Origin of the sequence: Streptococcus australis, assembly GCF_019930045.1 — a bacterium.
Lineage (GTDB): Bacteria > Bacillota > Bacilli > Lactobacillales > Streptococcaceae > Streptococcus > Streptococcus australis_D.
Genome location: NZ_JAHZQQ010000009.1, coordinates 41,319 through 50,130, shown reverse-complemented (window position 1 = coordinate 50,130; position 8,812 = coordinate 41,319). Strand labels below are relative to the sequence as shown.

Sequence of the window (8,812 nt, the reverse complement as noted above, 5' to 3'; positions counted from 1 at the left end):
TTTCTAGTAAATGTGTTGCAACTCTACTATACAGGATTTATTCCTTTTTGTGTTTACACAACTTATTGTACACTACCCTGATTTGATTTTCTTTGCCAACGTCCTTGCCATGTTTATCCATCTCTTCGCTCCAGGCGTACAGATTCCCTTTGCTTTTGACTCGGAAAATATCTACATTGCCCAATTGATGCTCTTTAACTGGGTGCTGATGATTGGTTTATATTTGTTGCAAATCAACATTGCCATGGCTTCTCAGTTTGGTCAGGCGACGGTGAAACAGATTTGGTTGGCCCTAGCAGCCTACTTTAGCTATTCCCAACTCTTTATCATTGTTTCGATTGATTCGATTTCATCCATTATCATGGATAAATTGCTTCACCGTGAAGGAACCAAGTGGGTGAAAACGAAACGGTTTGCTGGTTAGGAGGACTTATGAGAACAAAAAAAATGAAATATTTATGGTTTGTGGTCATCCTGGCAGTCTTTTGTTTGACCCTCTTCTTGGCTCGGACAAGAAGCAAGGTGGAGATGCGGAACCGCCTCTATCGTCAATGGACGGAACATTACCTTGTGACGGATGGAAAACAGTCCTATGTTCGTACGACCAATAGCGACCAAGAAACGGTTGTCTTGTCAGAAGCGCAAGGTTATGGCATGCTGATCACAGTAGAGGCGGCTAAGAAAGACCTTGCCGACCAAAAGGATTTTGACCGTCTGTATCGGTATTATCAAAATAATCGCTTAGATGATACCCAATTGATGGCTTGGAAACAAACCATCAAAAAAGGGGAGCTTTCATCTGAGCATCAAAACGCGACGGATGGCGATCTATATATTGCCTATGCTTTGATGGAGGCTGCAAAACAGTGGCCTGAGAAAGGTGAAGGCTATCAAAATCAAGCCAAGGCTATCTTGGAAGACATCCTCAAGTACAACTACAATGAGACAACGGGTGTCTTGACAGTTGGGAATTGGGCCGATCAAGATTCCGAATTCTATCACTTGATGAGAACTTCTGATACCCTTCCATCTTTTTTCCAATCCTTCTATGAGTTGACTGGAAATGAACAATGGTTGAGTATTAAAGAGAAGATGTTGGCCCAGCTTGATGCCATCAGTTCGAAAACTAAGACAGGCCTTCTACCAGACTTTATGTGGGTCGATGAACAAGGGGCGCGTGTAGCGGATCCGGATACCATCGAATCCAAGTATGATGGTGCTTATTCTTACAACGCTTGTCGTCTGCCATACAACTTGGCTCAAAGCCAGGACAAGACCAGTCAAAAATTGGCCAAGAAGATGCTGGACTTCTTTATGAAACAGAGAAATATCTATGCAGGCTATGATCTGAAAGGCAATGCCCTTCATCAGTACCAATCCGCTAGCTTCATTGCTCCGGTATCTTATGCAGCTGAAAATGGAGATGGCTATCTCAAGTTGGTGCAGCAGAACAAGTTTATCTTTATGCAAGATCTGTCGACAGAAAATTATTATGATGCAACCATGACAACCATGATTGCCCTTCAATTGTTCTAACGGATCATCATTTGAAAAACTGAGAACTTTAGGCTTCTCAGTTTTTTCTTGTCAAAAAATAGCCTGTCTCTCCTCCATAAGGGGAGATTTTGAAAGAAAAGTATGGAAATGTTCGGAAAATTTACTGTATTTTTCTTTCATAAGCAGAATTCTTTTATTATCAAAGGATTTTATATATAATATTGGATACAAAGGACGGAGAGAAATATGTATCAAGTAATTGAAATGTATGGGGATTACGAACCCTGGTGGTTTTTAGAAGATTGGGAGAAGGACATTGTCACTAGTCAGAGTTTTGATGACTATTATGAAGCCCTAAAATACTACAAACGCCAATGGTTACTTTTAAGAGAGCAATCTCCATTATTTAAAAGTAGAAGTGATTTAATGACGATTTTTTGGGATCCTGAGGATCAGCGCTGGTGTGAAGAGTGTGCGGAATACGTGCAACAATATCATTCAGTCGCCTTGTTAGAAAACGATCAGAAGATTCCGAGAAGCAAGCGTCGTCCAGGTTACGAAAAAGAGAATGCCCACACGGCTCATCGCTCTTGTAAGCTAGACTACGAGAGCAATAATCTATAGAAGAGAAATTCAATGTGCAGTTGAGTTTCTTTTTTTTGCTCTTTTTTCTAAATCCAGCGCTAGTTGGCCAATTAATTGCGAATTATATAGTGAAAGGAGGAAATATGGTTCAAGAAATTGCACAATCCATAATTCGAATGGCATCGAATGCCGAAGCTCAGGATATTTATTTTGTTCCTCGAGCGTCAGACTATCAGCTCTTTCTAAGGGTTGGGGATGAGCGACGCTTTGTCGAGACCTATTCGCAAGAACAAATGGTAGCGGTCATCAGCCATTTTAAGTTTATGGCAGGGATGAATGTGGGGGAAAGGCGCCGGAGTCAATTGGGCTCCTGTGACTATTCTCTAGGGGATAAGGTCTTGTCCTTACGCTTGTCTACTGTGGGAGACTATAGGGGATATGAGAGTTTGGTTATTCGCCTGCTCCACAATGAGGACCGAGAGCTCCGTTTCTGGTTTGACCAACTTCAAGAGCTAGAAGAGAAGGTGAGTAAGCGGGGGCTCTACTTATTTGCGGGTCCAGTCGGATCGGGGAAGACAACACTGATGCATGCCCTAGCCAAGAAAAAATTTTCGGGGCAACAAGTCATGTCGATTGAAGATCCGGTAGAAATTAAGCAAGAAGAGATGCTGCAATTGCAGCTCAATGAAGCAATTGGCATGACCTATGATAGCTTGATTAAACTGTCTCTGCGCCATCGCCCGGATCTCCTCCTCATCGGAGAAATCCGTGATACGGAGACAGCTCGTGCAGTTATCCGGGCTAGTCTGACAGGTGTGACGGTCTTTTCTACCATCCATGCCAAGAGTATTCCTGGGGTTTACGAACGCCTTTTGGAGTTGGGGGTGAGTGAGGAGGATTTACGGATTGTCCTTCAAGGGATATGTTACCAGCGTTTGATAAAGGGAGGAGGTGTCACTGACTTTGCCATCCAAGATTACCAAAACCACTCCAGTCAACAGTGGAACCAACAAATGGATGCGCTTTATGAAGCGGGACATATTGAGCTGGATCAGGCGCAAGCCGAAAAAATTATCGATTGCTAAGCAAGAACATGTCATTGAGCTCTTTCACAATCTTTACAGTAGTGGCTTTCATCTATCAGAGGTCATCGACTTTCTTCGGCGCAGTCAATTGGTAGAAGCCAATTTTGTTGAAAGAATGCAAGCTGGACTTGCTAACGGAAAGCCCCTGTCAGCCATTCTCTCTGATCTAGGTTTCTCCGATCAGGTAACGACTCAATTAGCACTAGCGGAGCAGCATGGAAATGTCACCTTAAGTTTGGAAAAAATCCGTAGCTACCTGGAAAATTTGGCCCAGGTTCGAAAGAAACTAGTTGAGGTGGCGACCTATCCCGTGCTCTTGTTGGGATTTTTGATCTTGATTATGCTGGGGCTGAAAAATTATCTCTTGCCTCAGTTGGAGAATCAAAATGGGGCGACACGACTGATTAGTGTCTTTCCCCAGTATGTTTTGTTAGGGAGTATGGTGCTGACGACTGGAGTTTTGATGCTCCTTTTCCTAGGCCGTCGTGCCAAACGGCTGGCCCTGGTTTCATATTTGGCTAGACTTCCTTTTCTTCGCCCCTTCCTACAGGATTATCTGACAGCTTTTTATGCTCGAGAATGGGGAAGTATGATTGCCCAAGGGTTGGAGCTGAATCAAATTTTCCCTGTGATGCAGGGGCAACGTTCCCGTCTCTTTCGAGAGATTGGACAGGATTTAGAACGGGCATTGGCTCGTGGCAGGTCTTTTTCTGACCATATTCAGACCTATCCTTTCTTTAAACGAGAGCTGGCCCTCATGATTGAATATGGGGAGGCCAAGTCCAAGCTCGGTAGTGAGCTGGAAATCTATGCAGACAAGACCTGGGCTGGCTTTTTCCATCGTTTGAACAAGGCCATGAATGTCGTCCAACCACTGGTCTTTGTCTTTGTTGCTCTTATGATTGTTTTGCTCTATGCAGCCATGTTGCTGCCAATTTATGAAAATTTGGAGGTTCCTTTATGAAATCATTGCGTACACTCAAAGTAAAAGCTTTTACTCTGATTGAGATGTAGGATAGTAAAATTCTTAGATTTTCCACTTGATGACAATCTCCTCAGATGTCACTTGTACCTTGTTGATTAGAGCCCTAACTACCACTTTTTGCCCCTCATAGTCCATGCTCAGGACATCCTCCCTATTCAGGATTTCTCTCATGTCGTCTTTTCGTTCTTGTTGTTTTAGCGCCTGGTCATTTTCCAGCTCAGCCTCTAGCGTTGCTCTCATGAGAGTAAACTCAGCAGACCGTCTCTGTAACTCCTCTAGTGTGATACGGTCGTCTATATAGAGGTCATTCAATCTGCTCAGCTTGGCTGTCAGCTCCTCTATCTGTTTCTGATAGCTGTCACGGTCTATACCGTTGTCCTCACTGTCAGAAAATAGTTCATCAAGGTAGCTGGTGTCCTCTTGTAGCTTGCTGATTTGGTTGAGCACGTTCTCCTCAACATCTGCCTTTTCGTAAAAACGTGAGTCACATTTTTTGTTATCGTTGTAGGTGGTCACCCCTCTTGTTGTCCTAGGAAACCTGTTTTTACACTGATAGCGGATGTTACGGCTACCGTCTTTACGTATAGTACCTAGCGTGATTGTAAGCGGTGCTCCACAGTATCCACATTGAGCTATACCTGACAGCATATACTTAGCCTGGAATGGTCTAGGGTTGAACTTCTCAGCTGCTGTATTCTGTCTTATTTTGAGTTCTTCCTGGGTCTTGTTAAAATCTTCCTCAGTGATAATAGGCTCATGGTTGCCAGGGTAGACTTGCCCCTTGTATTGATTGTAGCCACAATAGACAGGGTTAGCTAAAATCATTCTGACAGCCCTGTAGTTCCAGTCAATCTCCTTAGGGTACTTATCGTTTAGGTCATCTCTGAGCTTGGTGATAGACCGCCCTGACAAGTATTGCTCAAAAATGAACTTGATAGCTAGAGACTGTACTGGGTTGATGGTCATCGTCCCAGTCTCTCTGTGGTAGTCGTAGCCGTAGGAGGTTCTAGCCCACATCATGGACTTACCAGACTTGGCACGCCCTAGCTTGCCTAGTTGCATACGCTCCTTGATTTGTTCCCTTTCAAGCTGAGCAAAGACTGACAGAATACCCACCACAGCCTTACCAAATGGGGTAGAGGTGTCAAAGTTTTCTAGCAGACTGACAAAGTCTATTTTATTTTCTAAAAAGACATCCTCAATTAGGTAGAGTGTGTCCTTTTGACTACGGCTCAGCCTATCTAGCTTGTAGACTAGGACAGTATCAAAGAGTTTCTTTTTAGCGTCCCTAATGAGTTGCTCCAGGGCAGGGCGTTTAGTATTAGAGCCTGAAAAGCCCCCGTCTGTGTAGATTTTATAGACGCTCCAGTCTTTGATGTTGCAGTAGCTAGAGAGCTTGTCTTTTTGTTCCTCAATAGAGTAGCCCTCCTCTGCCTGGTTTGTTGTCGATACCCTGACATAGATAGCCACCTTATTTGTTGTTATCATTGCTGTACCTCTTTTAAAATTCTCTGAAAAATGATAAAATGGGTACAAGAAAACATCTCAAAAGATAGCCTCTTTTGAAAAGTTTTTCTTGCCACTAGCCTCACGCTCAGACTCGCCAAAGTTTGAGAGCGTGGGGCTTTTTTGTTTGCAACTATTTCTATTTTAGAAACAGTTGTTTTTACTCTTTCGGTAAGTGTTGTTGAAGAATTAAGGCCACGTTGGCCTTTTCTTCTTCGGTCATAGGAGGTTCGTTTGGATCATCCACTGAAAACTCGATAGCATGCCATTTATCATTGACTCTAATCCACTCTCTTCTTCTATGACATTGACAATCTAGGTTGTGTTTAATCACTTCCATTGGTCTACTTTCGATACTCATGTTATCCCTCCCGATAAATGTCTACGACCTTTCCAATTGTACGGATGTCGTCATTTTCCGACAAGTGGATTTCCTCATACCCACTATTTAGACTTTGAAGATACCAGGATCCGTCATAATCCCTTTTTAACTTCTTGACGAAGTTCTTTCCATTTATCTGAAAGATACCGATTGAGTTGATATCTACTTGACTAGTAACCTTGATAAACAATAAGTCGTTATCTTCTATAAGCGGCTCCATTGAGTCGCCAGCTACTTTAGCAATAGTATCATACTCGTTAGGAACATCATTGGCTCTCAATCTTACCTCCATGTGCAGGTTGTCTTCCTGAAATGTTCCATGACCAGCAGCTACCAATCCCTCGACATAATCAGTAATGTAGTCTTCGTCATCTTCTGCTTTGAGCTTATCGAAAATAGAAACTACCTCAGGTTTCTCTTGTTCCTCAAGCTGTCCCTTGGCAAAGTCTAGGACTTTTTCCTGTCTTGGCTGTTCTAGCTTGTTATAGATTGAGATAATTTCAGCTTGGTCTACATTACTCTCTTTTTGGATACCCAGTAGGTACTCAGGAGTGATGTTTAAAACTCTTGCAAAATCATCAGCTCTATTGAGAGGAAACTCTCTTGTCTTGTTGAAGTATCTTGACATGGTGGATTTTGCAATCCCTACACGTCTAGCAAACTCACTCATTGACAACCCTTTTTCATCTATATTCTCTTGAATAAGTGAAATGATTTCATCATTAGTTCTCATGTTTTTCCTTTCTTCTGACTTTGATGGTTCTATTATACCACCGTTCCCGAAAATATACAAGAGGAGCGATAAAAAACATTTTTTGATATTTTTTTGATAAAAAGGGTTGACAAATTGGAACAAGTAGAGTTATAATAAAATCGTTCCAAAACGGGAACTAAAAAATCAAAAAGGAGAGCACGGTATGACAATCAACTTGAAACGGTTGAAAGCTGAGCGTATCGCAAGCGGTATGACACAAGATGAAGTAGCTCACCGCATGGGGTGGAAAACACGTACACCTTACGCAAAGCGAGAGAATGGTATTGTATCTATTGGTGCTGACGAATTAGCAAAGATTACTTTAATTTTTGGTCTACCTATGGAGAAGATAACTATTTTTTTTGAAGATAACGTTCCCGAAAAGGAACACTTGTTAGCGTAGAAAGGAGACGCTATGAATGAACTTATCAATGTAACGCTTAATGAAAAGCAGGAGCCTATTGTATCAGCTAGGCAACTACATCAAACCTTAGAAGTTAAAAAGAGGTTTAGCGCTTGGTTTGAGCAAAATATCAAAGGTTTTGTAGAGGGGTACGATTTTACAGGCGTACCTGGAGGTACACCCGTTAAAGGTGGAAATGGCAACACTCAATATTTGGATGACTACGCTTTAACTTTAGATACAGCTAAACACTTAGCAATGATGTCTAAGACAGATAAGGGGCAAGAAGTCAGAGCCTATTTTATCCAAGTTGAAAAGGACTACAACAGCCCTGAGAAGATTATGGCAAGAGCCTTACTCATGGCAGACAAGAAAGTCCACAAGTTAGAGGCTCAGATTGAGGCTGACCGTCCTAAGGTTCTGTTTGCTGACGCTGTGAGTGCTAGCCACACATCTATCTTAGTTGGAGAGCTGGCAAAACTGCTCAAACAGAATGGAGTAGAGGTAGGAGCTACACGCTTGTTTAGCTGGTTACGTGACCATGGCTACCTTATCAAGCGTAAGGGTCGTGATTGGAACATGCCTACTCAGAAAAGCGTTGAGCTTGGACTGATTAGGGTCAAAGAGACCAGCATTACTCACTCAGACGGGCATATCACAGTAAACAAGACACCACTTGTCACTGGCAAAGGTCAGCAATATTTCATCAACAAGTTTCTTAACCAGGAGTATCTACCAGGTTAAGGACGCAAAAAAGCCCCTGACGGCAATCAGGGACTAGCAAAATACTTTACGAGGTAATTATACCATGAAATCAGTTAAAAAGAAATGGGAGCCACGCATAGTGAACATTATGGCAGATGGTTCTCAAGTTGACGACTTGACGGGCTACGTTATCCCAGCTGGTCACATCTACTATGACATCATCATAGGTTATCACAAAGAAAAGCTACGGAAAGGGGCTTGACTATGAGGTATGCAATACATTCAGCGAAACACTCACGAAAATTACACACAGATGAACAACCATTCAGCTCAAAACAGCAAGCTGAGCCTACAAGCTAAGGGGTTGTTATGGGTGCTGATGACTAACAAGGAAACCTGGAGACCTTACTTAGAGGAGTTGTCTCAGCGGTCTAAGAACGGCAGGGACGCTCACAGAGCAGCGTTTGAGGAACTGAAAAAAGCGGGCTATATCCGTGTATATCGTAAGAGCCTAGGGCGTGGCAAAGGGATACAGAATTATCCGTTAATACAAGACATCCCCATCACTGATAGTTACTGGGAGTACTGGGTGAGACATTTAGAGAAAGAGTTATCCACAGGTGATAATGATGATGATTTTACAACTTACTGATTTTACAAAGTTGAAAAGTTCAAAAGTTGAATTTTACAAAGTTGAAAAGTTCAAAAGTTGAATAATTCAAAAGTTGAAAAATCCGACACTAATAATAACTAAGTAATAACAATAACTAAATAATAACAATCCAGTGCTTACGCACACTAATTAAACAACAATCCAGAGCCTAACGGCACTAATAAAAAATAAGTACTAACCGACAACAAACTAATAATACTAGAAAGAATAATATAGAGTTCTTTCAGAACTTATCCA

Annotated in this window: 11 protein-coding genes and 1 pseudogene; 9 read left to right on the top strand and 3 right to left on the bottom strand. The window is 42.2% G+C overall.

What is annotated here, in order from left to right; all coding sequences use genetic code 11:
• Nucleotides 1–76 precede the first annotated feature (76 nt).
• The 5 genes and pseudogenes from K1J10_RS03385 to comGB all read left to right on the top strand — a co-directional run.
• Nucleotides 77–424: pseudogene (locus K1J10_RS03385) on the top strand (glycosyltransferase family 2 protein); the annotation flags it as partial.
• Between the two features lie 8 nt (nucleotides 425–432).
• Nucleotides 433–1,536, top strand: coding sequence for a glycosyl hydrolase family 8 (locus K1J10_RS03380; RefSeq protein WP_223355881.1), 1,104 nt, complete (start codon nucleotides 433–435; stop codon nucleotides 1,534–1,536).
• A gap of 207 nt (nucleotides 1,537–1,743) precedes the next feature.
• Complete coding sequence (locus K1J10_RS03375) at nucleotides 1,744–2,121, top strand: DUF1033 family protein (protein WP_006595139.1); 378 nt, start codon at nucleotides 1,744–1,746, stop codon at nucleotides 2,119–2,121.
• A 104-nt stretch (nucleotides 2,122–2,225) separates the two neighbouring features.
• Nucleotides 2,226–3,167, top strand: coding sequence for a competence type IV pilus ATPase ComGA (gene comGA / locus K1J10_RS03370; RefSeq protein ID WP_223355880.1), 942 nt, complete (start codon nucleotides 2,226–2,228; stop codon nucleotides 3,165–3,167).
• Nucleotides 3,100–4,131, top strand: a complete 1,032-nt coding sequence (gene comGB / locus K1J10_RS03365) for a competence type IV pilus assembly protein ComGB (protein WP_398577087.1) — start codon at nucleotides 3,100–3,102, stop codon at nucleotides 4,129–4,131. The genes comGA and comGB overlap by 68 nt, the downstream gene beginning before the upstream one ends.
• 63 nt (nucleotides 4,132–4,194) lie before the next feature.
• On the opposite strand, the gene K1J10_RS03360 is transcribed toward comGB, so the two are convergent.
• The 3 genes from K1J10_RS03360 to K1J10_RS03350 all read right to left on the bottom strand — a co-directional run bounded on the left by K1J10_RS03360 (nucleotide 4,195) and on the right by K1J10_RS03350 (nucleotide 6,773).
• A complete protein-coding gene (locus tag K1J10_RS03360) occupies nucleotides 4,195–5,640 on the bottom strand; it encodes a recombinase family protein (RefSeq protein WP_223355879.1) in 1,446 nt (481 codons plus the stop codon).
• Between the two features lie 178 nt (nucleotides 5,641–5,818).
• Nucleotides 5,819–6,019 (bottom strand): hypothetical protein, encoded by a 201-nt coding sequence (locus tag K1J10_RS03355; RefSeq protein WP_223355878.1) that lies wholly within the window; start codon nucleotides 6,017–6,019, stop codon nucleotides 5,819–5,821.
• 1 nt (nucleotide 6,020) lies between these two features.
• Nucleotides 6,021–6,773 carry an XRE family transcriptional regulator gene (locus K1J10_RS03350; protein WP_223355877.1) on the bottom strand — a complete coding sequence of 251 codons (753 nt, stop codon included), beginning with the start codon at nucleotides 6,771–6,773 and terminating at the stop codon, nucleotides 6,021–6,023.
• 184 nt (nucleotides 6,774–6,957) lie between these two features.
• On the opposite strand from K1J10_RS03350, the gene K1J10_RS03345 reads away from it, so the two are divergent.
• From K1J10_RS03345 to K1J10_RS03330, 4 genes are all read left to right on the top strand, one after another.
• Entirely contained in the window at nucleotides 6,958–7,197 is a 240-nt protein-coding gene (locus K1J10_RS03345; RefSeq protein WP_223355876.1) for a helix-turn-helix domain-containing protein, read from the top strand.
• Nucleotides 7,198–7,209: 12 nt separating this feature from the next.
• On the top strand, nucleotides 7,210–7,941 hold the full coding sequence (locus K1J10_RS03340) for a phage antirepressor KilAC domain-containing protein (RefSeq protein WP_223355875.1): 732 nt from the start codon (nucleotides 7,210–7,212) through the stop codon (nucleotides 7,939–7,941).
• A gap of 64 nt (nucleotides 7,942–8,005) precedes the next feature.
• A complete protein-coding gene (locus tag K1J10_RS03335) occupies nucleotides 8,006–8,164 on the top strand; it encodes a BOW99_gp33 family protein (RefSeq protein WP_181877640.1) in 159 nt (52 codons plus the stop codon).
• A 9-nt stretch (nucleotides 8,165–8,173) separates the two neighbouring features.
• Nucleotides 8,174–8,554 carry a transcriptional regulator gene (locus tag K1J10_RS03330; RefSeq protein ID WP_223355874.1) on the top strand — a complete coding sequence of 127 codons (381 nt, stop codon included), beginning with the start codon at nucleotides 8,174–8,176 and terminating at the stop codon, nucleotides 8,552–8,554.
• The last annotated feature ends 258 nt before the right edge of the window (nucleotides 8,555–8,812 follow it).

Coding starts and splice junctions, on each gene's coding strand:
- K1J10_RS03340 (WP_223355875.1), top strand. CDS start 7,210: ATGAATGAACTTATCAATGTAACGCTTAATGAAAAGCAGGAGCCTATT.
- comGA (WP_223355880.1), top strand. CDS start 2,226: ATGGTTCAAGAAATTGCACAATCCATAATTCGAATGGCATCGAATGCC.
- comGB (WP_398577087.1), top strand. CDS start 3,100: ATGCGCTTTATGAAGCGGGACATATTGAGCTGGATCAGGCGCAAGCCG.
- K1J10_RS03345 (WP_223355876.1), top strand. CDS start 6,958: ATGACAATCAACTTGAAACGGTTGAAAGCTGAGCGTATCGCAAGCGGT.
- K1J10_RS03355 (WP_223355878.1), bottom strand. CDS start 6,019: ATGAGTATCGAAAGTAGACCAATGGAAGTGATTAAACACAACCTAGAT.
- K1J10_RS03350 (WP_223355877.1), bottom strand. CDS start 6,773: ATGAGAACTAATGATGAAATCATTTCACTTATTCAAGAGAATATAGAT.
- K1J10_RS03375 (WP_006595139.1), top strand. CDS start 1,744: ATGTATCAAGTAATTGAAATGTATGGGGATTACGAACCCTGGTGGTTT.
- K1J10_RS03330 (WP_223355874.1), top strand. CDS start 8,174: ATGCAATACATTCAGCGAAACACTCACGAAAATTACACACAGATGAAC.
- K1J10_RS03335 (WP_181877640.1), top strand. CDS start 8,006: ATGAAATCAGTTAAAAAGAAATGGGAGCCACGCATAGTGAACATTATG.
- K1J10_RS03360 (WP_223355879.1), bottom strand. CDS start 5,640: ATGATAACAACAAATAAGGTGGCTATCTATGTCAGGGTATCGACAACA.
- K1J10_RS03380 (WP_223355881.1), top strand. CDS start 433: ATGAGAACAAAAAAAATGAAATATTTATGGTTTGTGGTCATCCTGGCA.